This is a genomic window from Synechococcus lacustris Maggiore-St4-Slac, assembly GCF_024345595.1.
In the GTDB taxonomy this organism is placed as follows: domain Bacteria; phylum Cyanobacteriota; class Cyanobacteriia; order PCC-6307; family Cyanobiaceae; genus Synechococcus_D; species Synechococcus_D lacustris.
Map to the genome: position 1 here is coordinate 135681 of NZ_JAGQBK010000002.1, position 26986 is coordinate 162666.

The following is a 26986-nucleotide window of genomic DNA, read 5'->3' on the forward strand; positions in this document are numbered from 1 at the left end:
TGCCAAATTTGCTTCGCCTCAAAATTTGTCGTTAAACATTGTGAACACAGTTCAAGGATAGAGGCGTTATTGGTCAGAATCCCATCGACGGGATAGGCAGAGCTTTCGGCCCTCCCAGACCAACTCTGTGGTATCCACCAGCAGCAATCCAAAGGAGTTTTCACAATGTTCGACGCCTTCACGAGGGTTCTTGCCCAGGCAGACGCCCGGGGACAATTCATAAATCCTGGTGAGATCGATGCTCTCGCGAAGATGGTTTCGGACAGCAATAAGCGTCTCGATGCTGTCAACCGCATCACCAGCAACGCTTCAACCATCGTGGCCAATGCAGCCCGCCAGTTGTTTGCTGAGCAACCCGCATTGATCGCACCAGGGGGCAACGCTTACACCAGCCGCCGCATGGCAGCTTGCCTGCGCGACATGGAGATCATCCTCCGTTATGTCACCTATGCAATTTTTGCCGGTGATGCTTCAGTGCTCGAGGATCGCTGCCTAAACGGCCTGCGCGAAACCTACCTAGCCCTTGGCACCCCTGGCTCTTCTGTGGCCACCGGCGTGAATTTGATGAAGCAGTCTGCCATCGCGATTGCTAACGATCGCAATGGCATCACCGCTGGTGATTGCACCGCCCTAATCAGTGAAATTGGCACTTATTTTGATCGTGCTGCAGCCGCTGTTGCTTGAAGAATCCGCCGGAATTTTCTAAACCTTTTCACCCAATCAACCAATGAAAACCCCCCTTACCGAGGCTGTTTCAGCCGCAGATTCCCAGGGTCGCTTTCTCAGCAACACTGAGATTCAAGGTGCCTTCGGTCGCTTCAACCGTGCAAAAGCTGGCCTTGATGCAGCTAAAGCCCTCACCGTAAAAGCCGACAGCCTCGTAAACGGTGCTGCCCAAGCGGTGTATTCAAAGTTCCCCTACACCACCCAGATGCAGGGCCCTAACTTTGCCGCCACCCCTGAAGGCAAAACCAAGTGCTCCCGCGACATTGGCTACTACCTGCGCATGGTTACCTACTGCCTAGTGGCAGGTGGCACCGGCCCCATGGACGACTACTTGATCGCCGGCCTTGATGAAATCAACCGCACTTTTGAGTTATCTCCCTCCTGGTATGTAGAGGCTCTCAAGTACATCAAAGCCAACCATGGCTTGAGTGGTGAAGCAGCCACCGAAGCAAACAACTACATCGACTACGCAATCAACGCTCTAACTTGATTCTCAGTTAATTTGTTTTCTCAAACCCCCCTTCTCTGGAGGGGGGTTTTTTCATGTTCTTCAAATAAATTGGGGCAATGGTTAACAGCATCCCAAGCAATGAGCCCATAAGCGAAGCCGAGGCCCTTGAGCGCCTAAGCCAACAGGACGACCCCAGCCTGCAGTGTTACGGCGCTTGGTGGTTAGGTCGCATGCGCTCAAGCCACCCTGAAGCAATCCCGCTATTGCTTAATTGCCTTAGCAGGCAGCTGAATTCCATTCATTTAGAACCAGATGAACTTGCCGTTGGCAGGAGCGCTGCCCGTTCCCTGGGCAAATTGCAAGCTGAAGCGGCCTTACCGCTACTGCTCCAAGCCTTAAACCATCCAGACCACGGCCTCAGGGACGCAGCAGCCCGCTCCCTTGGTGAACTAGGCAACCCAGCTGCCATTGCGGCGCTGATGGGGCGGTTACAACAACCATTGGCCGGCGAGCCAGTGGGCAATGGTTTGAATTTGGCAGAGCCCTGTGAGGCCCTCCTGGAAGCAATTGGCCAGATCTACCTGGTGAGCGGCGTTAAAGCCAGTGCAGAATCAACTAAAGCCCTTGAAGCATTTCAGTGCCACAGCAGGCCTTTGGTAGCCAGTGCTGCCTCACGGGCCCTACTACAACTGAGTGGCGAAGCGAAATGGGCTGAACCCATGGTGGCGTTACTCCAACATCCGCAATTACAAACGCGCCGTGCTGCCCTGATGGATCTTGCCGCCTGCGGCTGGCGGCCGGCGGCAGAGGCAATCAGCGGCTGCTCAGCAGAAAATAGTTTGAAATTGATCGCCCTACGCCGTTTAGTTGAAGAGCCCTTGGGGGAGCCCCATCCTGGGGCGCTTGGCGCCAGGGAAAAAGAATTGCTCGCCCTAATGGATGGCTTGCTTTGAACCCGTTATTGAATTCTTATTTGCTAGCGGTGCAAACAGCAGCCAGCGCCAAGGGATTAGTGGTTGCCACACGCAATTTGGTGGAATATTGCCCCAATTTAGAGCCAGATTCCAGTGATCAAAAAGCAGCTATTAGCTGCTTAGTAACGTTAATTGGCATAAATAATCCCGGTGCTGCCGTGGCAGCCGTTGATGGCTTGATTGCCTGCGGCAGCGCAGCGGTTGATTGCTTAATTAACAACTTAGATGAACACAACTATGGAGCCAGGGCTTGGGCTGTGCGCGCCTTAGCCCATATCGGTGATCCCCGCGGCTTGCCCGTGCTGAAAAGAGCGATCGAGCAAGATATTGGCCCCAGTGTGCGGCGAGCTGCCGCAATGGGTTTGGGTTACCTAAAGCTAAATGAACTACCCGAATCGCAACGCATAGAAACCATGCAGATTTGCCTTGCTGGCCTCAGCCTCGGTTGCGCCGATGGGGAATGGGTGGTGCGCTATGCAGCCGTTGTGGGTTTGGAGAATTTTCTTGTTAATGCCTCTGCTGCCTATGCCGAGGCCAGCCGCAAATTGCTGCTTTGCCGTTGCCAAATGCAGGAGGAGGTTATCCCTGTGGTGCGCCTGCGGGCTGCCCAGGCTCTGGAAAAATGGCCCGCTCCTTGAACCAGGCCACGATTTGGCTAACCACTTGCTCAATAGCCATGCCATCACTCACTAGCTCAAGGGCATCTGGCGCTTTGCATAGAGGCGCAACAGCCCTGCTGGAATCAAGCTGATCCCTCTGGCTAATTTCTTGCTCCAACTGGCTCAAGGCTGGCACCGGCAAACCGCGGGCAGCCAGATCAGCCGCCCGGCGCCGGGCCCTTTCAGCAACGGTTGCCGTTAGGAAAACCTTGAGCTCAGCCTGGGGAAACACTGCGGTGCCAATGTCACGCCCTTCAGCCACCAGGCCGCCCTTGGCGCCAAAACGGCGCTGCTGGCTGGTGAGCGCCGAGCGCACGCTTGGTAATGCTGCCACCGCAGATACCCCAGCTGTTATTGCTGCCGTGCGGATCTGCTCGGTTACGTTTTCGCCATTCACCCATACCAATTGATCCCCCTCCGGCTGGGCCTCTAGCCGCAAATTGAGTTGCCCAAGGGCATTGGCCAATTCAGGGCTCTCCTCGGGCGCAAGGCCCTGGCTTTGCAGCAACCAGGTAACAGCTCGATACATCGCTCCGGTATCTAGGTAAACCAGGCCCAGCTCCCGGGCCACCAAGCGGGTAACAGTGCTCTTGCCGGCGCCGGCGGGGCCATCGATGGCAACAATTGGGAGTCGGGTCATCAAAATACGGTGATCGATTAATCGGGTGCTGCCGCATCGCACGGCAGCAGCAAGTAGTGCAGAACCCTCCAGCTGCTGCAGGGGCTGCAAACTCAAGGGCTGCACCAGTTCCAGATACTCCACTGCTAAACCTGCGGCCTCAAGGCGAGCCCGCACCCACAACAGCAGTGATTCCCCATTCTGCATTTCAGCATCAACATCCAGCTTCAAATCAGCCAGGGCCTGGGGCAAGGCCGCCGCCTGTTGCCGTTGGGCAGCACTGAGATAGGCATTGCGGGAACTAAATGGCAGGCCATCGGCTTCCCTCAGGGTGGGGCAGGCCACCACCTGCACGGGCAAACCCAGATCCAACACCATGCGGCGCAGCACCTGCAGCTGTTGCCAATCCTTTTCACCCAAATAAATTCGGCTGGGATTCACCAGGGCCAACAGGCGGGCTACCACCGTGCAAACACCCTGGAAGTGGCCTGGCCGTTTTGCTCCACAAAGATGTTTCACCAAATCAGGGGCAGGCATCACCTGGGTGAGTCCCCCCTGGCCAAGGGGATATATATCGATGCTTTGGGGAGCCCAAAGGGCATCTGCTCCATGGGCCGCCGCCAAGTTCAAATCTGCCTGCAATTGGCGGGGATAGCGTTCAAAATCCTCAGTGGGGCCAAATTGGAGCGGATTAACAAACACGCTCACAAGCAGCCTTGCTTCAGGCGCGGCGGCCAAAGTAAAAAGCCCACCATGGGCAGCATGTAAGCCGCCCATGGTGGGTACGAAATGAATTGGTTTACCGCTGGCTCTTTTCCAATGCTCCAAATCTTGAAGGGATTGGAGCAGGGCGATTTCAGCCATGGGAAGTGCTTACTGGAGCACTTCTAGCTTCACCTTTGCGGTGCCGGAAGCAATCAAACCGAGTTCGTGGGCGGCCCCGTGGGCCAAATCGATCACCCGGGCGCCATGGAATGGGCCCCTGTCGTTGATGCGCACCACGGCAGTACGGCCATTCCAGAGGTTGGTAACCCTCACCTTGGTGCCGAAAGGCAAGCTGCGGTGGGCTGCCGTGAGGCTACCGGGCCTAAAAACCTCACCGTTAGCGGTGCGATTGCCAAAAAAGCCTGGGCCATACCAGCTCGCTTCCCCTTGGCTGGAGGCAAGCACCCTTGGGGTGGGCCTCAGGGAAGGGGTTCTTGGTGCAACGGGCAAGGGTGAATCCAGGCCGGGCAGCTCAAGGTTGAGAGATGGGGTGGAAGCGGGCTCAGCAATCGCTGTGAGCTTTAGCAAAGGCTCGGTGTTCTCCTGGGCCAAACCTGGGGCCTCCGTTGAAGCAACGGTGCCAATGCAGAGCAGGGCGCTGGAGATCAGGAGCTTTGCAGCGTGAAAATTTTGCATAACAAACGAAACTGGCTGTTAAACAGCAACTGGGAGACCTTGATCCACCCAACTCAACGGTTAAAAAAGATGCAATTAGTGATCAGAAAAAACAAGATTCTGATAACGAAAAGCCCGTTGCAGTTCCTGATGATTTGAACAACGAAACGAATTTAAACCAAATAAACGGTGGGTTTCGTTCAGACAATCGCCCTAATCTCTGATTAGGAAATGCTATCAATCGCTAAATCGACGTGGTAGCAGAGGCTCTTGCCGCAAATTAAGCGAACAAAGTATCAGGAAATCCGATCAGCACCATAAGCGGCACTGATCAAAGCTTATGCCAATCTCAAATGCGTCTAGCGAATTCGGGCGTGGTTTTTGCTTTTGGGTAGGTCAGCATGGCCAATAAAGCGAGGTTTGCTTTGGATTACCGCAGCGCTGGCGTTGATGTGGAAGCTGGCAGAGCCTTTGTTGATCGGATCCGCAGCAGCGTGGAAGCCACCCGCAGGCCAGAGGTATTGGGGGGGTTGGGCGGTTTTGGCGGCCTCTGCCGCCTGCCAGCCGGCATGCGCAAACCAATCTTGGTGGCTGGCACCGATGGGGTTGGCACCAAGCTGGAACTGGCTCAAAACTGTGAACTCCACCATGGCGTGGGCATCGATCTAGTAGCCATGTGCGCCAACGATGTGATCACCTGCGGCGCTGAACCGTTGTTTTTTCTTGATTACATCGCCACGGGAAAACTCAGCCCCGATGCCATGGCCGAGGTAGTGCTGGGTATTGCCGAGGGCTGTCGCCTGAGCGGTTGCGCTCTCCTCGGGGGAGAAACCGCTGAAATGCCTGGCTTCTATCCCGCCGGTAGATACGACCTCGCTGGCTTTTGCGTAGCTGTTGTGGAAGAGGATGAATTAATCGACGGCAGCAAAATCACAGCCGGTGATCGCTTGCTGGCAGTTGCTAGCAACGGGGTGCACAGCAATGGCTTCAGCCTGGTGCGCCGAATCATTAGCGATAACAACATCGATCTGCATGCTCCCCAGCCCGCCCTTGGGGGTAGCTCCGCCGCCACTGCATTACTGCAACCAACACAGTTATATGCACCTCTTGTGAAAGTGCTGCGAGCATCGGGTTTAGCCCTGCACGGCATGGCCCACATCACCGGCGGCGGCATACCTGAAAACCTTCCCCGCTGTTTGCCCCAAGGGGTAAGGGCCCATGTGGATTCAAATAGCTGGGTAAAACCCGCTTTATTCAGCTGGTTGCAACAGCTGGGCGATGTGCCAGAGGCAGATATGTGGCATACCTTCAACCAAGGGGTTGGTTTTGTTTTGGTGGTGCCGGATGTTTCCTTAAATCCCTATCTAGAGCTCATTAATGGCCTTGGCCTAAACGCCTGGCCCCTAGGCCAGATCGAAGCCGGCTCCCCTGGTGTAACTGGATTACCAGCTGGGGCCTAATGCCCCCGAAGATCTGTCAAACTAAATGATCAATTTGCAAGTACCCCTGGCTAACCAGGTCTCTTAACCGAAGTGATTTCAAGCGAAGTGTCCCTTAATCAGCCCCGTATCACCCGCCGTCGTAGTTCCGCTGGCCCGATCCCACCAAACCGCCCCCAGCGTTTTGGCGCAGAGCAGCAAATGCGCAATGGCCCTAGGCCCACTTACCTCACCCTGGCCGACCACGGCAAGGTTTATGTGGCCGACCTGCCACAGATGTCTGATGGTCAATTGGAAACCGTTGAGAAGGAAGCCCAGGAGGTTTTTGAAAGCCTGCAACGGCGAATCACCGAATTGGAACAGCTGGGGGGGGCGAACCTGCGCGATGACGGCTTAATCCGAGCCTGCACCAAACGCGATGTTACCGACCGTTTTTTGCGTTCGGTAGCCCATGAACAGGCCCGTCGCCGGGACAACCCCAGATTGCATGCGGCCGCTGGCGAATCCCTTGCTCGCGCCTTTCTTGAGGTGGCACGCCATCGCCTGCCAGGCCAAACCTTTGATTCGATTTTGCAAGAGGCGCTTACCGCCTGTGAAACCCAACCACAACCGGAAGCAAGCGGCGATCAAGCCAACGCAGACGACGCCTCTGAACAAGCACTAAAACCACCATCGGTGCTGCCTGTGGTGTTGAGCCCTGATCTTTGAGTAGCTGATGCCCTCCACCATTGAGGAGCGAAGCAATCCACCAACTGGGCCAGCAACCCAGGAAGTAGCTGGCGACAAAAAGCAGGAGCCAGTTTTATGCAACCACTGCGGCCGCACTGCAAGCAACGGGATTAGCTGTGAAGGTATCTGCGTTGCCGACAGCGGCTACTAATCCGATCACAATGCCCCCAGCTAGTGCTTTGCCATGAAACGGTTTCTGCCCCTGTTTTTCCTATCTCTATGCCTTGCTGGCTTCTTTAATTATCCAGCCCTAGGCCAAAGAACAGCCGAAAACATTGGCACTTTGATGTTGATCACTAAAAGTTGCAGTAGGAATTTGGAAGATCAAGCCCAAGGCCCCTGTAGCCGTTTGGTGCTTGATCAACTCCAAAAAGATGTGATCAGTTTGCGTTTTATTGCCCGTGGCAAGCAGATTGATACCAGTGATCAACTCACCTTTGCAGGCACCAGCCAAGGATCATTGCAATGTAAAAACACCCGTTGCGCATTAAACGGGCCACTTGAACTTGAACTCAGCAGCCTTAGCGAAGTGGCCTACAACCGCAATGGCGTTGCAGAAGAAATGCCAAAGGCTTGGCCAGTGCTTGGTAGTTGCAAACTGGAAGCCAAATCAGTGAGCTGCAAAGCCCGCTCAATCCAAGGACAACGCTGGGAAGCCACAGCCACGTTTTAACCCCTAAAGGCGGCACCCAGATTCGAACTGGGGATAAAGGATTTGCAATCCTCTGCCTTACCACTTGGCCATGCCGCCGGCCCGGGAATCAAAATCCCAAGATCGGATCGTACCAGTCGCCCCAATGACAACTCGCCTGCTGCTGCTCAGCAATGGCCATGGGGAAGACCTAATCGCCATGCGCTTGATTAAGGCCCTGCAAGAACAAGCCAGTTGCCATGGCGAAAATTTAAGGATCAGCGTTCTTCCTCTGGTGGGGGAGGGCAATGGTTTTGCCGCTTTAGAAAATGTGGAACTGCTTGGCCCCAGGCAACACCTACCCAGCGGCGGCTTTAGCAACCAAAGCCTTTGGGCCCTGCTCAAAGATCTCTGGGCAGGCGTTGGCTTCTTAAGCCTGGCTCAAATCAAGAGCATCCGGCGCTGGTGCCGCCAAGGGGAGGGGGCGGTGCTGGCGGTGGGAGATCTATGGCCGTTACTACTGGCCTGGGGCAGCGCTAAGCCCTATGGCTTCATCGGCACACCAAAGAGCAATTACACCTGGAGTAGTGGCCCCGGCCATAGCCCCATGGCTGATGCGTACCACAGGCTTAAAGGCAGTGAATGGGACCCCTGGGAATGGGCCCTGATGGCACGGCCCAGATGCCGCTTGGTGGTGTGCCGTGATCCGCTCACTGCAAGGGGTTTAAGGAGCCATGGAGTGGCTGCTTTAGCGCCTGGCAATCCAATGATGGATGGCTTCCAAAGCCAGCCACTACCGCCTGCCATAGAGGGGATGCAAAGGGTTTGTGTGCTGCCTGGCTCCCGCTGCCCGGAGGCCCTGAGCAACTTAAAAAGTTTGCTATCAGCGATTGCCAACCCGGAAACCACAGCTAAGCGGCTACTGCTACTTGCCTGTGGTTCAAGGCCCACCGCAGCAGAACTAAAACCCTTGCTATCCGCCTTGGGTTACCGCAGCACTGCCATACCTGCCGGCACCATGGCCCAGGAGGCATGGTGGGGGCCCGCTGGCTTGCTTTTGCTTGGTAGCGGTTTATTTGCCACCTGGGCCCCATGGGCTCAGGTGGGGGTGGCATGCGCCGGAACTGCAACGGAGCAGCTCGTTGGCATTGGTTGTGCAGTTTTGTCTTTGGCGGGGCCGGGGCCCCAATTCACCCTTGGCTTTGCCCAAAGGCAAAGCCGCCTCTTGGGCGGTGCCGTGCGGGTATGCCGGCGGGGCCCAGAGCTGCAAAGGGCCCTTGAATTACTGCTAACTACTCCCGCCCTTCAAATGGAACTGGGCAGGATTGGCCGCAAACGCATGGGCCCTCCAGGCGGCAGTGCGGCCATCGCTGCATTAATCCGTAAGCGATTACTTGATTAGCTGCGATGTTCAAATATTGAACCGAAATGCAACCGATCCAATTCGGAAAAAACCGGAATGCATTTAAAGCACTGCTGGGCCAGCTCCAACCGCTCTTCCCGCTCCAACATGCGATGCAGTTGCTGCCTAGCGGGCAGCAGATAACGCACATCATTGGCGGCATAGGCCAACTGCTGATCACTTAATTCATCCACCCGGCCCCAATCACTGCTTTGGGCTTGCTTATCTAGCTCCACCCCCACAAGCTCCTGCACCACATCTTTAAGGCCATGGCGGGGGCTGTAGGTGCGGCCCAAACGGCTTGCCACCTTGGTGCAAAAAATCGGATTCACCTTTATTGCCAAACCGGCAGCAAGGGCAGCCACATCAAAACGGGCGAAATGAAACACCTTTTCAATTGTTTCTGCTTCCATTAGTTGCTGCAGCTTGGGGGCTGCGCTTTGACCACGGCCGATGCGCACACAACACACCCGATCCTGGTCGTCGCAAATTTGCACCAAACAAAGCCTGTCGCGGCCATGCACTAAACCCATGGCTTCCGTATCAACAGCTAAGGCGGCAGTGCCGCGATATCGCTCAAACCATTCATCATTCAAGTCAGAGTCAAAAACTACGAATTCCTTAGCTGGTGGCAATGGTTCTGGGGCCATGGGAAGGGAAAACAAAGGGAACCAACCTGGCCAATCTGCACGATCACGGCTTTCTCACTTGCAATTCAAAACAAGACTGGGTTAGTACTTGAGGAGAGCAAAACCTCACCATGTCCCAGCGACGCCTTCACGAAAACCACAGACTGATTGATATCAAGCGGTTCTTCGACCAACCACCCCTCCAATACCTGGGTTTAGAGCTGGCCGTTTGCTGGATTCTCGATTGCCTACTAGAAGCTGATTCCTATCCCACCGCATTGATGAATCGCCTGGCGGATCTTCACCCCAGGTTGCGTTTATCCGAAACAGTGCTGCAACAGGCGATCAGCTTTTTGGATCAACAGGGTGCCATCGGTAGCTACACCCAGCGCTGCCCCAGCCGCGGCCGCCCCAGGCGCATGTTGCACCTGAGCGAGGGTTACCGCCAGGAGGCGCAAGAGTTGATGCCCGCTTGGCAGCAGTGGCTGGAAGAGGCCCATGCCGCCGCAAATTCCGCTACAACTAGTTCCCTAACCATCAATGCCCTACCCCTACCAGCCGCCGTTTTAAGCCGGTAGTTGGCTAACAGCCATGGATTCGGTGCTCTCTTCTACTTTGCTGCTCACCCTTTTGATGGGTATCGGCTTGCTGTTCTTTCTGAGGGCGGCTAGTAAAGATCGCACCACCGTGGTGGAAGTAAACAGCTCCAGGCCACCCCTTGAGGTGCTGGAGGGCCTAAATCAATGGTTGCTGCAACGGGGATGGCAAACCATCGCCGGCGATCCAGAGCAGCAGCTACTGCGTTTTGAGGGCCAGGTAGAGGCGAGTGTGCCCTTGGCGGTGCTGCTAAGCGTGCTTGGCGCTTCAGGGGCCACCGCCCTTGGTTTGGTGCTGCGTCAATTATTGCCAGCTCTCAGTTATTGGCCCCTGCTGCTTGCCTTGTTGGGTCCGCTAGCAGGACGCATTTACCTGATCAGGGCCCGCCGGTTAGAAACCCTTGAGCTGCGTCTTTTGCCCCAACAAGGTTTTGTTCCTACCACCTTGAAACTGAGGGCCCATCGCGATGAATTAATCGCCCTTGAACGCAGCCTCGGCCGTTCCCTTAATCTCCACAGCGATGGCAGGTTGCTTAGTTCACCGCTTTAAAAAACCGCTTGCCAGCTGGCTTGCCTCCCTTTTACTAACTGCCCTATCAACACCAGCTGGGGCGTTAGAACAAGCCAAAGGATTACTAGATCTGCTTAATAGTGTTGGCGTTGATGCCCCAACACTTCAGCCAAGGGATTTCTCCCTGCCGGTGCCAGCGGGCCGCACTAAAAATTGGCTTGGCACCCGCAGCCACCCCCAAGAACTAGCGATCCTTGTTCTTGCTGGCCATGCCGATTCCCAACGCCTGGGCGGTTCTGGCACCCCTGGCGCAGCGGTTGGCCTTAGGGGTGCAGCACCGATGGATCCAGCCATAACCGATGAGTTGTATTGGAATTTGCTCACCGCCCAAAAGGTGGTGCAAATAGGCAACCAGCGGGGTTTAAATCTGCGCTTCTACGACCCCGGTTTGCGCACGATTGCCAACAGCAATGATCCCCGCAGCAACTGGAGTGTGGGGGCAGCCCATAGCGCCCTGGGCGGTTATGTGCTGGAGATCCACTACGACGCCTACAGCCCCCATGGCAGTGGCCCAGGAATCATTCCTGCTGTGCTCTACGAATTTTCCCGCCTTGATGAGGCCCTAGCCGAGGAATTTGGCAGTTATCCCTACAACTATCGCGGCATGCTTGGCGCCCCCCGCCGGGGAATTTCGATGCTGGAAATAGATCGGCTTGAGGGGGCCCTTGAGCGCAATTTACGCAATCCGCTCAGCCGAGATGCCAGCCTCACAGCCATCGCCGAACGGGTGGTTAAGGCACTGCAGAGAGGCCTAGCCAACGGCACCACTGGCGGTGCAGCGCTCAAGCAATGAGCCATCTGCAAGCCAATCCTGAGGTTTGGTGAATAAATCGGTTAACAGCGCTTCCCTACTGCCCGGTTCCACTTGATAACCATATTCCCATCGCACTAATGGGGGTAAAGACATCAAGATTGATTCGGTGCGGCCATTGGTTTGCAAGCCAAAAATTGTGCCCCGATCAAATACCAAATTAAACTCCACATATCTGCCACGGCGATACAACTGAAACTGGCGTTCCCGCTCCCCATAATCAAGCCCATTGCGACGTTCAACAATCGGACAATAACTATTTAAGAAGGCATTGCCACAGGCGGAAGCAAGCTCAAAAAGATCCTCCCAACTGCGCTCTGGCACCAGGCCTGCCCCCAGCTGAGCAGCCGCTCCATCTGGATTTTGACCGCGGTAAAGGGCAGCTCCTGGCTCTTGATAATCATAAAAAATTCCTCCAATCCCGCGGGTTTCAGCCCTATGTTTTAAGTAAAAATATTCATCGCACCATGGCTTAAATACTGGGAAATAGGCTGGATTAACACTATCGCAAGCTGCCTTTAAACAGCGGTGAAAATGTTTCGCATCCTCTAAAAATGGGTAATAGGGAGTTAGATCAGCGCCACCGCCAAACCACCACACCGGCCCCGCTTCGAAATAGCGGTAATTGAGGTGCACGGTGGGCACATAGGGATTGCGGGGGTGCAGCACCATCGAGGTGCCAGTGGCAAACCATGGCTCACCCTCCGCCTCCGGCCGTTGGCTCAAAATCGAAGGGGGCAGATTTATGCCCTCCACTTCTGAAAAATTCACCCCACCCTGTTCAAATACTCGGCCTTCCTTCATCACCCGCGAGCGGCCACCACCCCCCTCTGGCCGCACCCAACTCTCTTCGGCAAATCGCCCTTCCCCGTCTAAAGCCTCTAAACCGGAGCAGATGCTGTTTTGCAGGCCCATCAAGAGGGCCTTCATACGCTCACGGGAATCGGCGGGGCGGTTGAGATTTAGCAAAACATCACACAATGATGCCGTTACCTTTTCATGGATCCCCCAACCAGAGCAAGGCTTTGTAACGGGGCTCCCTAGGATGGAAACCATGGTGAGCACTGATGAGGCCCTCAAGGCCCTAGAAAGCATTCAAGACGCCGGCAGCGGCAGGTCGTTGCTCGACCTGGGCTGGATTAATCAATTACGGCTGCAACAGGGCCGAGCTGTTTTTCAACTCGCCCTACCCGCCTTTGCCCAAGGCCAACGGGAGCGCATCGTGAAGCAGGCCCGTGAGCTGCTTGAACAGCTTGATGGCATTGATTCGGTGCAAATTGAACTGGCCGCCGCCCCCCAAACCCAAGCGATTGGGGCAGCGGGCCACGGCCAATTGCAACCACCCCAAGCAATTCCTGGCGTTGCCAGGGTGATCGCCGTAAGTAGTGGCAAAGGCGGTGTTGGCAAAAGCACCGTTGCCGTAAATCTCGCCTGCTCCCTTGCCCAGCAAGGTTTAAAAGTGGGTTTGTTGGATGCTGATATCTATGGCCCTAATGCCCCAACCATGCTCGGGGTTGAAGGACAAACTCCAGCCGTTGAGGGGGAGGGGTCGAGTCAGCGCCTAACACCTATCGCCAGTTGCGGTTTGCTGATGGTGTCGATGGGGCTATTGATTAACCCCGATCAACCGGTGGTATGGCGAGGGCCAATGCTCAATGGCATCATTCGCCAGTTTTTATATCAGGTGAATTGGGGAAACCTTGATTTATTGGTGGTTGATCTACCGCCTGGCACAGGTGATGCCCAACTCAGCCTTGCCCAAGCGGTGCCCATGGCCGGTGTGGTGGTGGTTACAACCCCCCAAAAAGTTGCCCTTCAAGATGCCCGCAGGGGCCTTGCAATGTTCCGCCAAATGAATATTGCAATTTTGGGAATTGTGGAAAACATGAGTTGGTTTATCCCCCCAGATCAACCGGAACGCCGCTATCCAATTTTCGGGAGCGGGGGTGGCAACAGCCTGGCCGAAGAAGCCCAGGTGCCTCTGCTAGCTCAAATACCCCTTGAACTACCAGTGCAGCAAGGCGGTGATCAGGGGCGCCCCATCAGCCTGGCCCAGCCAGAAAGCGCTGCTGCCCTTGCCTTTGCCAACCTTGCCCGCCAGGTGTGGCAGCAATGCGCCTCCAACTAGCAATAAAAAGTGGCCCAAAGGGCCAACGCAAATGGCCCTGGGGTAATGCCGATCCGTTGCTCTGGGGCCTACCCATCGCCATCACGTTGCTAGCTGGGCTCCTAATCGCCAGCACCCAAAGGGATTCACCCCTGGCCGATTGGAAAAATCACTGGATAACAGGTGGCGTTGGTTTAGCGATTGCAATACTGCTAGCCAAGCTCGATCTAAGCAAACTAAAGGGGCTATTGATGCCCATTTATCTGCTTACATTGGCTAGTTTATTTGCAGTTAAATTCATGGGCACCAGCGCCTTGGGTGCCCAACGCTGGATATCAGTTGCAGGCTTGCATGTGCAGCCCTCAGAATTCGCAAAATTAGCAGCAATTTTATTACTAGCTGGCATTTTAGCCAAGCATCCCATTGAAAGACCAGTTGATTTAATTCGCCCCCTTGCAGTTATTTCGTTGCCATGGGTGATGGTATTCATACAGCCCGATCTAGGCACCTCGCTTGTTTATGGCGCCATCTTGCTAATAATGCTTTTTTGGGCTGGTCTACCCCTTCCTTGGCTACTGCTATTGATGGCGCCTTTATTTACTGCGATCATTGCGGGCACCTTCGCCTGGGGTTTGCTGCCATGGTTTGCTTTATTGGCTGTTTTGGCCTGGCGCAGCCTGCCCTGGAAACAAATTGGTAGTGCCATCATCCTGGCCATCAATTCTATATTCGCCATACTCACGCCCTATCTCTGGACCCATGGACTCAAGGATTATCAAAAGGATCGATTGATTCTTTTTTTGGATCCTTCCAAAGATCCCCTGGGGGGTGGTTATCATTTAATTCAAAGCCGCATCGGGATAGGTTCAGGGCAACTATTTGGAACTGGCTTACTGCATGGCAACTTAACTAAATTACAATTTATTCCTGAACAACACACGGATTTTATTTTTAGTGCCCTCGGAGAAGAGCTTGGTTTTATTGGTTCGCTTTTGCTGCTGGTGGCCTATGGCCTACTGGCTTGGAAACTGCTGCAAATAGCAGGTAAGGCAAGCAACGATTTCGAATCATTAGTGGTTATTGGCATTCTCGCCATGCTGATGTTTCAGGTGGTGATCAACATTTCGATGACGATCGGCCTAGGCCCAGTAACTGGCATCCCGCTGCCTTGGCTCAGTTATGGCCGCTTTGCAATGCTGGTGAACTTCATCAGCATTGGGTTGGTGGCGTCGGTGCAGCGGCGCGCCCAAAGAAACGGTTTCAAATTGCGCTGAACCTTTGCCAAACCCCTCACCATTGCTGGAGGAATTGCGCCAGGAATTAGCTGCGCCAGTGCCCCCTGGCCGCGGCGATGAGGAGGGGGCAAGGCGGCAATGGTGGGCGGCCCTGGCAGTGCTGCAAGACACCCTGCTGGAGCAGCCAAGCCCCCATGGCCTATGGCTGGCCGCGCCCCTGCCTGCCCTATATGAACCAACCCTGTTGCAACGCTTCCAGGGTTGGGTTTGGACGCCCCCTGCCCCCTCAGGTTTGCGGCCGGAATTACCCGGCAAGGGTGTGGGCTTAAACCCCAAAATCTGGCAGCTAGCCCTAAAGGAAACAGACGGCACCGATCCCCTGTTGGTGTTGATCACAGCCAAATTGCAGGTGGCCCTTGCCCTGTTTGGGGAACCGCAGCGGCGGCAGTTGATAGTGAGTTTTGACCACAAATTATTAGCCCAGCTGCTGCAACGGCTCGGTGCTCGCCTTGGCGAAGACAACCCAGCTGCCGCAATCGACCTGAAGCAAAAACTTGAAAAACTTGGCCCCCTGCAAAATTCAGCAAGGGCAGCGGAATTGTTTTGGCCCCGCCTGGCTGAACGCCTAGCTGCCGCCGCCCCTGGGCTCACCTTGATCGCTGCGCCCAAGGGTCCCCAAGCCCCCCCAGGTGGCACTGATCAGCTGGGGCTATTGGAGGCGCTTGCCCATGAGGTGCGCACCCCCCTTGCCACAATCCGCACCCTGATCCGCTCCCTATTGCGGCGCCAGGATCTGCCAACAGTGGCCGAAAACCGCCTGCGTCAAATCGATGCTGAATGCAGTGAACAAATAGATCGCTTTGGCTTGATCTTTTATGCAGCAGAAGCCCAACGGCAACCCCAGGGGGAGCGGATGCTGGCCCGCACCGATCTAGAGGCCCTATTGCTGCAATTGCAACCCGGCTGGGAAAGCCAGCTACAACGCCGGGATCTGCAACTCGATTTAAGGATTGAAACCGGCCTGCCCGCAGTGATGAGCGATGCAGCCCTGCTGGAAAAAATGTTGGCTGGCTTGATGGATCGCTTTAGTCGCAACTTTCCCAGTGGTGTGAGGGTGAAGGTGGAACTACAGGCGGCTGGGGACAAATTGAAATTGCGCTTTAGCGGCAGCCACAACCCAGGGGAAGACCAGGCCGAGCCCGCCCCTGAAGCAAGGATTGGCCCAGTGCTCACCTGGGATCCCGGCACCGGCAGCCTGCAATTAAGCCCCCAGGCCACCCAGCAACTTTTTGCCAGCCTTGGCGGTCGTTTTACCGAGCGCCGGGGCAGCAGCCTCACCCTTTATCTACCTATCTCCACAGCCACCATTGTTGAAGGCTGTGAAGAGAGCAGCGATCCTGCGTTTAGTGCCGGCGCTGAGTGCTAGCTTCCAGCCAAATCACTCCCTGGCTTCAATGTCCTCGGTAGGAACCCTCAGCGGCCAGCTTCCTGGCTTCATCGGTAGCACCGGTGGCTTATTAAATGCCGCTGAAACCGAAGAAAAATATGCAATCACCTGGACCAGCTCCTCGGCCCAGGCGTTTGAGCTGCCAACCGGTGGTGCCGCAATGATGAATTCAGGCGAAAACATCATGTATTTCGCCCGCAAGGAGCAATGCCTAGCCCTAGGCACCCAGTTGCGCACCAAGTTCAAGCCCCGCATTGAGGACTACAAGATCTACCGGATTTATCCAGGTGGAGACACCGAATTTCTACATCCCAAAGACGGTGTATTTCCTGAAAAAGTAAAAGATGGCCGCCCCATGGTGGGCCATAACCCCAGGCGCATTGGCGAAAATCCAAATCCAGCCAATCTCAAGTTCAGCGGCCGTGAAACCTACGACAGCTGATCTGTTTTAAGCCTCTAGCGCAGGCTTCATCCATTAATCATCTAGAAAGGCGGAACTTGGGTTCCGCCTTTTTTGTTTGCCCAAGCCGCGATGGTTTCTTCACACCAAGGCAGCAGCTTCGAGCCGATGTGGCGGCGCTGGCCGGCCGACCTGGAAACCCCTTTAAGCACTTGGCTAAAGGTGGGCCATGGGCGTCCCTATGGATTTCTATTGGAATCCGTTGAAGGGGGCGACCAGTTGGGCCGTTGGAGTTTTGTGGCGAGCGACCCCCTTTGGGTATTAACAAGTCGCGCTGGCAACTCCACCCTCACCCATCGCGATGGCAACAGCATTGATCTACAAGGCAACCCCTTTCAGTTGCTACGCGAACAGCTAAAGCCTTATCAAACCGTTCCCATTCCCCACCTGCCTCCCGTGGGTCAGTTATTTGGGTTTTGGGGTTATGAATTGATCCAATGGATTGAACCCACGGTTCCCGTTCATCCCCGCGCAAATGATGAACCACCAGATGGCTGCTGGATGCTCTGCGACAGCCTTTTGGTATTTGATCAGGTGCGTCGCCAGATCACTGCCATCAGCTACGCAAATATCGTTGAGGGGCAAGATCCAAACCAAGCCCGCGCCGAAGCCACCCAGCGCTTGGAGGCCCTTGAGGAACGCTTACATCAACCCTTGCCAGCTGGGATCTCACCATTGCAATGGCAAGAGCAGTCGGCAGATCAGCTTCAGGTAACCAGCAACACCAGCCAGGCAGCTTTTGAAGCCGCCGTTAGCAAGGCGGAGGAACACATTGCTGCCGGTGATGTGTTCCAGCTGGTGTTAAGCCAGCGGCTTGAAGCAAAAGTGCAACGGGATCCCTTTGATCTCTACCGCAGTTTGCGGATGGTTAACCCCTCACCATTTATGGGCTTTTTCGCCTTCAACGGCTGGTTTTTGATCGGCTCCAGCCCAGAGGTGATGGTTAAAGCAGATCCCCAAAGCGATGGCAGCGTGAAGGCCAGCGTGCGGCCGATTGCCGGCACCCGCCCCCGCGGTGAAACCGCCATTCACGATCTAGAGCTCGAAAAAGAATTACTTGCCGATCCCAAAGAACGGGCTGAGCACGTAATGCTGGTAGACCTAGGCCGTAACGACCTGGGGCGGGTATGCGAACCGGGCAGTGTTGCAGTGCAGGAGCTGATGGTGATCGAGCGCTATTCCCATGTGATGCACATCGTTTCCCAGGTGGAGGGGTTGTTGCGCAGCGATTGCGACGTTTGGGACCTGCTGCAAGCCAGCTTTCCCGCTGGAACGGTGAGTGGCGCCCCAAAAATTCGCGCCATGCAGTTGATCAATGAGCTGGAACCCAGTGCCCGGGGCCCCTATTCAGGTGTTTATGGCGCCATGGACCTAAGTGGTGCCCTCAACACCGCCATAACAATTCGCACCATGGTTGTTTGTAAAGACGGCGAAACTGGGTGGCGCGTGCAGGTGCAGGCCGGCGCCGGCATTGTGGCGGATTCCAACCCCAGCGCTGAATACGAAGAAACCCTCAACAAGGCAAGGGGATTACTGAAAGCTTTGGCTTGCTTGTCATGAGCAATAGCTTGTTAAAAGGCTTTGAGGTGGAGCTCTACACCGGTAGGGCCGATGGCACGGTGGTGGGCTGTTCAACTGAAGCAGCCGCCGCCCTAGCTGGTTTTGTAACCGAACCGGATTGCCGCAACCTTGAATACATAACCGCCCCAGAGGCCAGCTACAGCAAACAACTGGAGCAACTGCTGGAACCACGCCGTCGCCTGCGCCGTTGGCTTGAACCCAGGGGTTTAACGCTTCTACCTGGCAGCACCATGAGCCTGGGTGATAGCGGCCGTTTTGAGCGTTCCGATAGCCAAAACCCATACCACAGCTACATCGAAGCCACCTATGGCACCCGAGTTGTAACCGCCAGCGTGCATATCAACCTGGGGCTTGATAATCCAGAACAAATATTTGCGGCCTGCCGCTTGCTGCGCTGTGAAGCCGCTTTGCTGCTGGCCCTAAGTGCAAGCTCCCCATTCCTTGATGGCAAGCCCACCGGGGCCCATTCCCAGCGGTGGCTCCAGTTTCCAATCACGCCAACACTGGTGCCCCTATTCACAAGCCATGGCCATTACATGGCCTGGATGGAAACGCAATTAAGCAATGGCAATATGCGTAATGTGCGCCATCTGTGGTCGTCGGTGCGGCCGAATGGCCCAGATCGACCAAAACTATTAAATAGGGTGGAATTGCGTATTTGTGATCTAATTACCAATCCCAATGAGCTGCTTGCAATAACTGCGTTTGCGGAACTGCGTTTGCTGCAATTGCTTGAAATGCCAAGCCAACATGATCCCCTCTTTGCAAGCAAATTAAGCCCTGAAGAATTGCAGCTATTAGCTGATTCAAACGACCGGGCAGCAGCCAGCAGCAGCCTTAATGCAACCCTGATGCATTGGCGTGACGGGGCAGAAATCAATGCCCGTGAGTGGCTTCTAAATCAATTGGAGCAGTTGCGCAGTTGGCCCGCAGCTGCCCCCTTTCTGCCGCTGCTAAGTCCCCTTGATGGCCTTCTACTAAACGGCAACACCGCCATGGTTTGGCTAGAGAAATTCCAGGCTGGTGAAAGCATCAGTGCAATAGTTGGCGCCGATGCCCAGGCAATGGCAAAGGAAGAAAAAGAGCAAAAGGAAGAGAAAGAGCAAGGGGTATCGCTTAAAGCTGCCAATAACGACGGTTATTTGGGATGATCAATGATCCCTCCCCCCTCAAGGCTCCGCCCATGCGGCAGACGCTGCCCAGTTCAGATATTTTGATGGGCCGCCGCACCCTGAGGCAGCTAGCCGAACGGCTTGAACTGGTGGAAGACCTCTGGCGCACAGTTTTGCGCAGTGAATGCCCCCCTGATCAAGCGGAACGCCTACTAAAACTTAAGCAACTTTGTGATGAAGAGGAAACATCAAAAGAAATTATCCGTTTAATCGTGGAGATGGATCTAGCTGAAGCCATCGCTGCAGCTAGGGCATTCTCTCTATATTTCCAATTGGTAAATATCCTCGAACAACACATTGAAGAAGATAGATATTTAGCAACAATGGCCCATGGTGAAGAGGATAACGACCCCCTTGAAAATCCCTTCACGCCCCATCTAGCAAGCCACGATGAACCCGCTACCTTTCAGCGTTTATTTCGACGTTTGCGCAGCTTAAACGTACCGCCCGGACTACTGGAACCCCTGCTGCGCGACCTTGATGTGCGCTTGGTATTCACCGCCCATCCCACCGAAATCGTGCGCCACACAGTGCGCCATAAACAACGGCGAGTTGCAAATCTGATCCAAAAATTAGAGGGTTGCGACCGCGGCTTTGGCCCGATTGAAGATCGCCAGGTACTGCGCCAACAATTAGAGGAAGAGATAAGGCTTTGGTGGCGCACTGATGAATTGCATCAATTCAAACCATCAGTATTAGATGAAGTTGATTATGCCCTGCATTATTTCCAGCAGGTATTATTCCAAGCGATGCCATTATTGAATGAAAGGATTCGCAAAGCCCTAGCCCTTAGCTACCCAAATGTAACTCCACCAGAGGATGGATTTTGCACCTTTGGTTCCTGGGTAGGTTCCGATCGAGATGGGAACCCATCGGTTACACCAGATATAACTTGGCGCACCGCCTGCTTCCAACGCAGGTTGATGTTAGAGCGCTACATATCAGCAGTGGCACAACTTAAAGATCAACTCAGTATTTCAATGCAATGGAGCCAAGTAAGCGGCGCCTTACTTGAATCTTTAGAAATGGATCGCCTGCGTTTTCCAGATATCTATGAAAGACTTGCAGCCCGCTATCGCCTTGAACCCTACAGGCTAAAACTTTGCTACATCCTCGAGCGGCTAAAACTCACTCAACACCGCAATGGCCTTTTGGCAGAGGCTGGTTGGGAGGCACCCAGCGAAAACAATGAACCAGCACCTGGCATTGGCAACCTAGGTGTTACACCAGAACTGCATTACCGCTCCTATTTAGATTTCCGCAGTGATCTGGAATTAATCCGCACCAGCCTGCAGGGCACTCAACTTAGCTGCGAACCATTACAACGTTTATTAAGCCAAGTACAAATATTTGGTTTCACATTGGCATCCCTTGATATTCGTCAAGAGAGCAGTCGCCACAGTGAAGCTCTAACAGAGTTGAGTTGTTATTTACAACTGCCCATCACCTACGACGCCATGGATGAGGCCCAAAGGGTGCAGTGGTTGCTGCAGGAGCTCCAAACCCGCAGGCCCCTGATTCCCACCGGTCCCCATTGGAGTGCCGCCACCGCAGAAACATTCGCGGTGTTTCGAATGTTGGAGCGATTGCAACAGGAATTTGGCAATCGCATCTGCCGCACCTATGTGATTTCCATGTGCCATAGCCAGTCGGATCTGCTGGAGGTGTTGGTGCTGGCCAAAGAAGCCGGCTTGGTTGATCCGGTGGAGGGCAGCACGCGCCTACAGGTGGTGCCCCTATTTGAAACGGTGGAAGATCTGCGCTGCGCATCAGAGGTAATGGCAGCCCTATTTAAAACTCCCTTCTACCAACGTTTATTGCAACATGAGGAAATACCGCTGCAAGAAGTGATGCTGGGCTATTCCGATAGTAATAAAGATTCCGGCTTTCTTTCAAGTAATTGGGAAATTCATCGCGCTCAAATGTCTTTACAAAGTTTGTGCAGTAGCCATCAGGTGGGCCTCAGGATTTTCCATGGCCGCGGCGGCTCCGTTAGCCGGGGCGGCGGCCCTGCCTATCAGGCAATTTTAGCCCAACCCAGCGGCACCTTAAGCGGCCGAATAAAAATTACTGAACAGGGCGAAGTTCTAGCCTCTAAATACGCATTACCGGAACTGGCTCTCTATAACCTTGAAACCGTTACCACGGCAGTTTTACAAAACAGTTTATTGGGAACTGATTTAGATGAAACTGAAAGCTGGAATCAGTTAATGGAGCGGCTAGCCATATGTTCCCGCCGCCATTACCGAGCGCTAGTGCATGAAAATCCAGATCTGGTTGATTTCTTTGAACAGGTAACTCCAATTGAAGAAATAAGTAAATTACAGATCAGTTCAAGGCCAGCGCGCCGCAAGCGCGGCGGCCGCGACCTTTCCGCCCTTCGGGCGATTCCATGGGTATTTGGTTGGACCCAAAGCCGCTTCCTCCTGCCGAGTTGGTTTGGAGTTGGCGCTGCCATTCGCGATGAGTTAGATAACGATCCAGCTCAAATGGAAATGCTGCGGGTTTTATATCAGCGCTGGCCCTTTTTCCGCATGTTGATCTCCAAGGTGGAGATGACCTTAGCCAAGGTTGATTTAGATCTTGCCCATCACTATGTACAAGCCCTTGGCAGTCCCGAAAGCCGCGAGGCATTTGAATCAATTTTTGAGCAAATCTCCAATGAATATCAGCTCACTAAAGAGTTTGTTTTAGAGATTTCTGGCCATCGCCGCTTGCTAGATGGTGATCCCGGTTTGCAGCAATCCGTAGAGCTGCGCAACCGCACAATTGTGCCCCTAGGTTTCCTGCAGGTAGCCCTACTGCGGCGGTTGCGCAATCAGCACCGTCAACCACCCATGAATGAATCGGAAGCAACCGATAACCGCACCTACAGCCGCAGTGAACTTTTGCGGGGTGCCCTACTAACAATCAATGGCATTGCCGCCGGTTTGCGCAACACCGGCTGAGCCCTAAATAAATGATGCCCTATTTCCGCAGCTCTAACGCTGCACCTCAATTACCCGAGGGTTACCAGCTCCAATGGGAACCACTGCCCACCGCCGCAGATGAGGTAAATAGGCTTTTGCAAAGTTGTGGCGCCCCAAACCGCAGCGATAGTCGCGTGGCCCTTGCCCTTGAGCGCAGTGCTTGGTCTTTGAGGCTGCATAAAGCAAACCAATTGGTGGGGTTTTTACGGGTTACCAGTGATGAGGCCCTTAATGCAAACCTCTGGGATTTGGTGGTGTTGCCGGATCAACCAGAAAAGCAAAAGTTGCTTGAGGTATTGGTTTATGCGGCCCTAAATCGCATGCGTAAACAATGGCCCGGTTGCAGTATTTCCCTTGCCGCCGGTGAGGAATTGATACCTGTACTTGAAACCTATGGCTTCATTTCAGATCCCAACGGCATTCGCGCCATGGGATTAGACCTGAAACAAGAGGGTGAAAGGGAAAAAACGAGCATGGAGGGACTCGAACCCCCGACATTCAGAACCGGAATCTGACGCTCTATCCAACTGAGCTACATGCCCTTCATTGCTTAGCTTAGCTGCAATACCGCCTAGGCCCCATCCTTCTCCACCGCCTGGAGCTCAGTAGTTTTCGCAACTACAGCAGCCTGAAATTGGCGCTCGATTCACCGCGGCTATTGGTGCTAGGCCAAAACGGTGAAGGCAAATCCAACCTGCTTGAGGCAGTGGAAATACTCGCTAGTTTGCGCTCCCATCGCTGCAGCAGTGATCGCGATTTAATACAAAGGGGAGCCAAATCAAGCGTGATCAGGGGCCTCGCTGGCCCTGATGGCAAAGATGAATTGGTGTTGGAATTACGCAGCCAAGGGGGCCGCCGGGCCCAACGCAACGGCAAAGCACTTGAACGCCAAATTGACCTACTCGGCCCATTGCGCTGTGTGGGCTTTAGTGCCCTAGATCTCGATCTAGTGCGGGGAGAACCAGCCCTGCGGCGCAGTTGGCTGGATCGTGTGGTGATGCAGTTGGAACCGGTTTATGGCGAGTTGCTCAGCCGCCATGGCCGCTTGCTGCGACAGCGTAGTCAGTTATTGCGGCGCAGCTTAAATGCCCAAGCCGAATTGCTTGATGCCTTTGACCAGCAACTCGCCGCAGTGGGGGTGCGGCTCCACCGCCGCCGCCATCGAATGCTGCGGCGCCTGGAACCACTGGCCGCCCCATGGCAGGAAAAACTTAGTGGCGGCAGGGAGCTGCTGCAATTGAAGTATTTAGCCGGCACCCAGCTGGAGGAACCAGAACAAGAAAGCATCTGGCAAGCATCCCTACTTTGCCAACTGCAAAACCAAAGGGAGCAGGAATTGCGTTTGGGTGTTTGCAGTGTGGGCCCCCAAAGGGATGACGTGGCCCTACTGCTAGACGGAGAACCGGCCAAACGTTTGGGTTCTGCCGGCCAACAGCGCTGCTTGGTTTTGGCCTTGAAATTGGCGGAATTGGAACTTGTAAAGCAATGCAGTGGTTGCGCGCCAATCCTCCTGCTAGACGACGTTTTGGCCGAATTGGATCCCAGCCGCCAACAGTTGCTATTGGAAGCGATTGGCGAGGGCCATCAATGCCTTGTGAGCGCCACCCACCTGCATAGCTGTGTGGAGGAGTGGCGCCATAGGGCCCAACTGATCACTGTGCAGGGCGGTTCACTGCTGGCGGAGGGGTAGGGGCTTTGCTGGAACCAGAAAACTTCAACAGAAATAGCGAGGTACCCCCAACCGCTACTGCAACCACCAACAGCACCAGCAGCAGCTCCCCCACGGTTAATCCACCTGTTTGCTGAATTCTTCCTTGCTGAATTCTTGTTTGCCGAATTATTTTCATTTTCAAAAGCTGAAAGGCCACTGGGTAGCGCTAAGATTAGGAGCTGTTTTGCCGGATTCAATGGCTAAAGCCCCTTCCTGTTTGCACCCAGATCCAGGACGTTCCACCCCCCTTGCTCCCCCAGTTGAAAATGTCCCAACGGACATGGTGGGCAAACACTGCATTCTCGAGCTGTATAACTGCGATTCCAGCCGGCTCGACGACGAAGCTTTTCTCAGGAGCGCCATCACCTCAGCAGCGAAGCGGGCTGGCGCCACCCTCCTGAATTTGATCACCCACCGGTTCGAACCCCAAGGAGTTACTGGATTAGCCCTACTGGCTGAATCCCATATCTCCATTCACACCTGGCCTGAATCAGGCTATGCAGCAGTTGATGTGTTCACCTGCGGCGACCACACAATGCCTGAGAAGGCATGTGCGGTGCTGAGTGAAGAACTGGGCTCAACCCGCCAAAGCCTCAGAAGTTTCCGGCGGCGAACCCCATCTGCCATCGCTGATAGCCAGCGGGAACCAGTGCTTATTTGATCAGGGAGCGGTTGAGTTTGCCACTCACCAATCCCTCTAGATCCACACTCACGGCTGTAAAACCCAGCGCCAGGAACTGTTCCACCAGTTCTTGGCGCTGTTTGTGTTTTAAAAGCAATTCAAATTGATCGGTTTGCAGTTCCAGCCGCGCTGTATCCCCTTGGCAGCGCAGCCTCAACTGACTAAAGCCAAATTGACGCAATAAATTCTCCCCTTTTGCAACCCGTTGCAACCTGCTTGCACTCACCGGTTCTCCATAGGGGAAACGGGAAGCAAGGCATGGCTGGGCTGGTTTATCCCACCAGGGGAAGCCCAGGGCACGGGAGATCTGGCGAACCCCTTGCTTATCAATCCCAAATTGCAATAGGGGCGACACCACCCCCTTTTCTGCTGCCGCCTGCAGGCCAGGTCGATAGTCGCCTTGGTCGTCTTGGTTAACCCCATCCAGCACCAGAACGCCCCCAGCCAGCTGAGCCAAAAGGCTATGCAGCTCTCTTTTGCAGTAATAACAACGGTTTTCAGGGTTGCTGCTGTAACCGGGCTCCTGCAATTCTTGGCTTTCAATTTCGCGGTGGCGCAATCCAAGCCAGCTCGCCTGCCAGCGGGCTTCCTCCAACAGATTTGGCGCTAAAGCGGGCGACACACCAGTAACAGCCTCGGCCTTTTCTCCCAACTGTTCAGCCGCAAGGGCCGCCACCAAGGTGCTATCTACCCCGCCTGAGTAGGCAACTAATACAGCTGGTTGCTGGCCCAACCAATTACGCAAGGCGAGCAGTTGCGCTTGCCTTGGGGCCTCAAGGCTTTCCACTAATGGATGGGCTGAAATTTGAATTACCACAGTGCTAACCCCAAGCTATCCAGCCTCGTTACAATTGGGCGATGACTAGCTCTAGTGGTGGTGGCATCGGCATCCGCACCGCAGCGGGTAGCGAGGAACGAAACCATGGTCAGTTACATGTTTACGACGGCGATGGCAAGGGCAAAAGCCAAGCTGCCCTTGGGGTGGTGTTGCGCACCATCGGTCTTGGGATTTGCGAAAAGAAACGCACCCGGGTTTTATTGATTCGTTTCCTTAAAGGGCCGGGTAGGGCCTATGCGGAAGATGCCGCAATCGAAGCGCTGCAGCAGGGCTTCCCCCATTTGATCGATCAAGTGCGCACCGGCAGGGCCGATTATTTCAATGCCGATGAAGTAACCCGTTTTGATCGTCAAGAAGCCCAGCGGGGGTGGGATATTGCCCGTGGCGCCCTTGCCAGCGCTCTTTATTCAGTGGTGGTGCTCGATGAACTAAATCCTGTGCTTGATCTTGGCCTGCTCGATGAACAGGAAGTTGTGCGCACCCTTGCGGCAAAACCAGCGGGCCTTGAAGTGATCGCCACCGGCAGGGGTGCACCGCGGGCACTGGTAAACCTGGCGGATCTGCATTCGGAAATGCGCGCCCATCAACATCCATCCGCCGCTGATCTTGGTGTTGAAGGGATTGAGATTTACACCGGGGAAGGCAAAGGGAAATCCACCAGTGCCCTCGGCAAAGCATTACAGGCAATCGGCAAAGGCATCAGCCAAGACAAGAGCCACAGGGTATTAATTTTGCAATGGCTTAAGGGGGGCAGTGGCTACACCGAAGACAGCGCAATCGCAGCACTTCGGGAAAGCTATCCCCATTTAGTTGACCACTTACGCTCCGGTAGAGATGCAATTGTTTGGCGCGGCCAACAGCAACCAATCGACTACGTAGAAGCAGAGAGAGCTTGGGAAATCGCCAGAGCAGCTATCGCTAGCGGCCTTTATAAAACCGTAATTCTCGATGAACTGAATCCAACCGTAGACCTGGAATTACTGCCAGTGGAGCCGATAATGCAAACCCTGCTGCGCAAACCGCGCGACACTGAAGTAATAATTACTGGCCGCTGCAAACACCCTCCAGCCTATTTTGATCTGGCTAGCGTTCACTCTGAAATGGTATGCCATAAACATTATGCCGAAAGAGGAATAGACCTCAAGCGAGGCGTTGATTACTAACATC

At 54.6% G+C, this 26986-nt stretch carries 27 protein-coding genes and 2 tRNA genes; 22 read left to right on the plus strand and 7 right to left on the minus strand.

Annotation, left to right across the window (positions count from 1 at the left end):
- Positions 1-165 precede the first annotated feature (165 nt).
- From KBY68_RS02440 to KBY68_RS02455, 4 genes are all read left to right on the plus strand, one after another.
- Positions 166-684, plus strand: a complete 519-nt coding sequence (locus KBY68_RS02440; RefSeq protein ID WP_106498708.1) for a C-phycocyanin subunit beta — start codon at positions 166-168, stop codon at positions 682-684.
- A gap of 43 nt (positions 685-727) precedes the next feature.
- Positions 728-1216 (plus strand): C-phycocyanin subunit alpha, encoded by a 489-nt coding sequence (gene cpcA / locus KBY68_RS02445; protein ID WP_255095789.1) that lies wholly within the window; start codon positions 728-730, stop codon positions 1214-1216.
- Between the two features lie 77 nt (positions 1217-1293).
- On the plus strand, positions 1294-2130 hold the full coding sequence (locus tag KBY68_RS02450; protein WP_255095790.1) for a HEAT repeat domain-containing protein: 837 nt from the start codon (positions 1294-1296) through the stop codon (positions 2128-2130).
- 8 nt (positions 2131-2138) lie between these two features.
- Positions 2139-2789: a HEAT repeat domain-containing protein gene (locus KBY68_RS02455; RefSeq protein ID WP_255095791.1), complete on the plus strand. Its 651-nt coding sequence runs from the start codon at positions 2139-2141 to the stop codon at positions 2787-2789.
- On the opposite strand, the gene KBY68_RS02460 is transcribed toward KBY68_RS02455, so the two are convergent.
- A complete protein-coding gene (locus tag KBY68_RS02460) occupies positions 2731-4293 on the minus strand; it encodes a bifunctional pantoate--beta-alanine ligase/(d)CMP kinase (protein WP_255095792.1) in 1563 nt (520 codons plus the stop codon). The genes KBY68_RS02455 and KBY68_RS02460 overlap by 59 nt on opposite strands.
- Positions 4294-4302: 9 nt before the next feature.
- Positions 4303-4830 (minus strand): septal ring lytic transglycosylase RlpA family protein, encoded by a 528-nt coding sequence (locus KBY68_RS02465; RefSeq protein ID WP_106498704.1) that lies wholly within the window; start codon positions 4828-4830, stop codon positions 4303-4305.
- Positions 4831-5234: 404 nt separating this feature from the next.
- Here KBY68_RS02465 and purM point away from each other — a divergent pair, with 404 nt between their 5' ends.
- The 4 genes from purM to KBY68_RS02485 all read left to right on the plus strand — a co-directional run bounded on the left by purM (position 5235) and on the right by KBY68_RS02485 (position 7650).
- Complete coding sequence (purM, locus tag KBY68_RS02470; RefSeq protein WP_255095846.1) at positions 5235-6269, plus strand: phosphoribosylformylglycinamidine cyclo-ligase; 1035 nt, start codon at positions 5235-5237, stop codon at positions 6267-6269.
- 87 nt (positions 6270-6356) lie between these two features.
- Positions 6357-6956 carry a DUF8655 family protein gene (locus KBY68_RS02475; RefSeq protein WP_255095793.1) on the plus strand — a complete coding sequence of 200 codons (600 nt, stop codon included), beginning with the start codon at positions 6357-6359 and terminating at the stop codon, positions 6954-6956.
- Positions 6957-6963: 7 nt separating this feature from the next.
- A complete protein-coding gene (locus tag KBY68_RS02480) occupies positions 6964-7128 on the plus strand; it encodes a DUF8639 family protein (protein WP_162532468.1) in 165 nt (54 codons plus the stop codon).
- Positions 7129-7161: 33 nt separating this feature from the next.
- Positions 7162-7650 (plus strand): hypothetical protein, encoded by a 489-nt coding sequence (locus KBY68_RS02485; protein ID WP_255095794.1) that lies wholly within the window; start codon positions 7162-7164, stop codon positions 7648-7650.
- 7 nt (positions 7651-7657) lie between these two features.
- Here the strand turns inward: KBY68_RS02485 and KBY68_RS02490 are convergent.
- Positions 7658-7728 (minus strand) — tRNA-Cys (locus tag KBY68_RS02490).
- A 46-nt stretch (positions 7729-7774) separates the two neighbouring features.
- On the opposite strand from KBY68_RS02490, the gene KBY68_RS02495 reads away from it, so the two are divergent.
- Positions 7775-9010, plus strand: a complete 1236-nt coding sequence (locus tag KBY68_RS02495; protein WP_255095795.1) for a lipid-A-disaccharide synthase-related protein — start codon at positions 7775-7777, stop codon at positions 9008-9010.
- Here KBY68_RS02495 and KBY68_RS02500 read toward each other — a convergent pair.
- Positions 9007-9660 (minus strand): ribonuclease D, encoded by a 654-nt coding sequence (locus KBY68_RS02500; protein WP_255095796.1) that lies wholly within the window; start codon positions 9658-9660, stop codon positions 9007-9009. The two genes, KBY68_RS02495 and KBY68_RS02500, sit on opposite strands and share 4 nt — an antisense overlap.
- Positions 9661-9770: 110 nt before the next feature.
- Between KBY68_RS02500 and KBY68_RS02505 the strand changes: the two genes are divergently transcribed.
- Genes KBY68_RS02505 through KBY68_RS02515 form a run of 3 tightly spaced genes read left to right on the plus strand, consistent with a single transcriptional unit; the run spans position 9771 to position 11599 of the window.
- A complete protein-coding gene (locus KBY68_RS02505) occupies positions 9771-10217 on the plus strand; it encodes a helix-turn-helix transcriptional regulator (protein WP_117434622.1) in 447 nt (148 codons plus the stop codon).
- A gap of 13 nt (positions 10218-10230) precedes the next feature.
- Entirely contained in the window at positions 10231-10785 is a 555-nt protein-coding gene (locus tag KBY68_RS02510; protein WP_106498700.1) for a cofactor assembly of complex C subunit B, read from the plus strand.
- A complete protein-coding gene (locus KBY68_RS02515; protein WP_255095797.1) occupies positions 10718-11599 on the plus strand; it encodes a dehydrogenase in 882 nt (293 codons plus the stop codon). Before KBY68_RS02510 ends, KBY68_RS02515 begins: the two co-directional genes overlap by 68 nt.
- Here KBY68_RS02515 and hemF read toward each other — a convergent pair.
- The gene (gene hemF / locus KBY68_RS02520) at positions 11558-12547 is read right to left on the minus strand and encodes an oxygen-dependent coproporphyrinogen oxidase (RefSeq protein WP_255095847.1); all 990 of its coding nucleotides are present in this window, start codon (positions 12545-12547) and stop codon (positions 11558-11560) included. The two genes, KBY68_RS02515 and hemF, sit on opposite strands and share 42 nt — an antisense overlap.
- A gap of 124 nt (positions 12548-12671) precedes the next feature.
- Here hemF and KBY68_RS02525 point away from each other — a divergent pair, with 124 nt between their 5' ends.
- From KBY68_RS02525 to ppc, 7 genes are all read left to right on the plus strand, one after another.
- Entirely contained in the window at positions 12672-13745 is a 1074-nt protein-coding gene (locus KBY68_RS02525) for an Mrp/NBP35 family ATP-binding protein (protein ID WP_255095798.1), read from the plus strand.
- Complete coding sequence (rodA, locus tag KBY68_RS02530; protein WP_255095799.1) at positions 13730-14998, plus strand: rod shape-determining protein RodA; 1269 nt, start codon at positions 13730-13732, stop codon at positions 14996-14998. The genes KBY68_RS02525 and rodA overlap by 16 nt, the downstream gene beginning before the upstream one ends.
- 4 nt (positions 14999-15002) lie before the next feature.
- Entirely contained in the window at positions 15003-16385 is a 1383-nt protein-coding gene (locus tag KBY68_RS02535) for a sensor histidine kinase (protein WP_255095800.1), read from the plus strand.
- Positions 16386-16413: 28 nt separating this feature from the next.
- On the plus strand, positions 16414-16848 hold the full coding sequence (gene psaD, locus KBY68_RS02540; protein ID WP_106498697.1) for a photosystem I reaction center subunit II PsaD: 435 nt from the start codon (positions 16414-16416) through the stop codon (positions 16846-16848).
- A 90-nt stretch (positions 16849-16938) separates the two neighbouring features.
- Positions 16939-18426, plus strand: a complete 1488-nt coding sequence (locus KBY68_RS02545; protein WP_255095801.1) for an anthranilate synthase component I family protein — start codon at positions 16939-16941, stop codon at positions 18424-18426.
- Complete coding sequence (gene gshA, locus KBY68_RS02550; RefSeq protein WP_255095802.1) at positions 18423-19598, plus strand: glutamate--cysteine ligase; 1176 nt, start codon at positions 18423-18425, stop codon at positions 19596-19598. Before KBY68_RS02545 ends, gshA begins: the two co-directional genes overlap by 4 nt.
- Before the next feature lie 32 nt (positions 19599-19630).
- Positions 19631-22567: a phosphoenolpyruvate carboxylase gene (gene ppc, locus KBY68_RS02555; protein WP_241536935.1), complete on the plus strand. Its 2937-nt coding sequence runs from the start codon at positions 19631-19633 to the stop codon at positions 22565-22567.
- 489 nt (positions 22568-23056) lie between these two features.
- Here the strand turns inward: ppc and KBY68_RS02560 are convergent.
- Positions 23057-23130 (minus strand) — tRNA-Arg (locus tag KBY68_RS02560).
- A 53-nt stretch (positions 23131-23183) separates the two neighbouring features.
- Here KBY68_RS02560 and recF point away from each other — a divergent pair.
- Both recF and speD read left to right on the plus strand, forming a co-directional pair.
- Positions 23184-24278, plus strand: coding sequence for a DNA replication/repair protein RecF (gene recF, locus KBY68_RS02565; RefSeq protein WP_255095848.1), 1095 nt, complete (start codon positions 23184-23186; stop codon positions 24276-24278).
- A gap of 217 nt (positions 24279-24495) precedes the next feature.
- Positions 24496-24960, plus strand: coding sequence for an adenosylmethionine decarboxylase (gene speD, locus KBY68_RS02570; RefSeq protein WP_106498740.1), 465 nt, complete (start codon positions 24496-24498; stop codon positions 24958-24960).
- Here speD and larE read toward each other — a convergent pair.
- On the minus strand, positions 24953-25768 hold the full coding sequence (gene larE, locus KBY68_RS02575; RefSeq protein WP_255095803.1) for an ATP-dependent sacrificial sulfur transferase LarE: 816 nt from the start codon (positions 25766-25768) through the stop codon (positions 24953-24955). The two genes, speD and larE, sit on opposite strands and share 8 nt — an antisense overlap.
- A 71-nt stretch (positions 25769-25839) precedes the next feature.
- Here larE and KBY68_RS02580 point away from each other — a divergent pair, with 71 nt between their 5' ends.
- The gene (locus KBY68_RS02580; RefSeq protein WP_255095804.1) at positions 25840-26982 is read left to right on the plus strand and encodes a cob(I)yrinic acid a,c-diamide adenosyltransferase; all 1143 of its coding nucleotides are present in this window, start codon (positions 25840-25842) and stop codon (positions 26980-26982) included.
- Positions 26983-26986 lie beyond the last annotated feature (4 nt).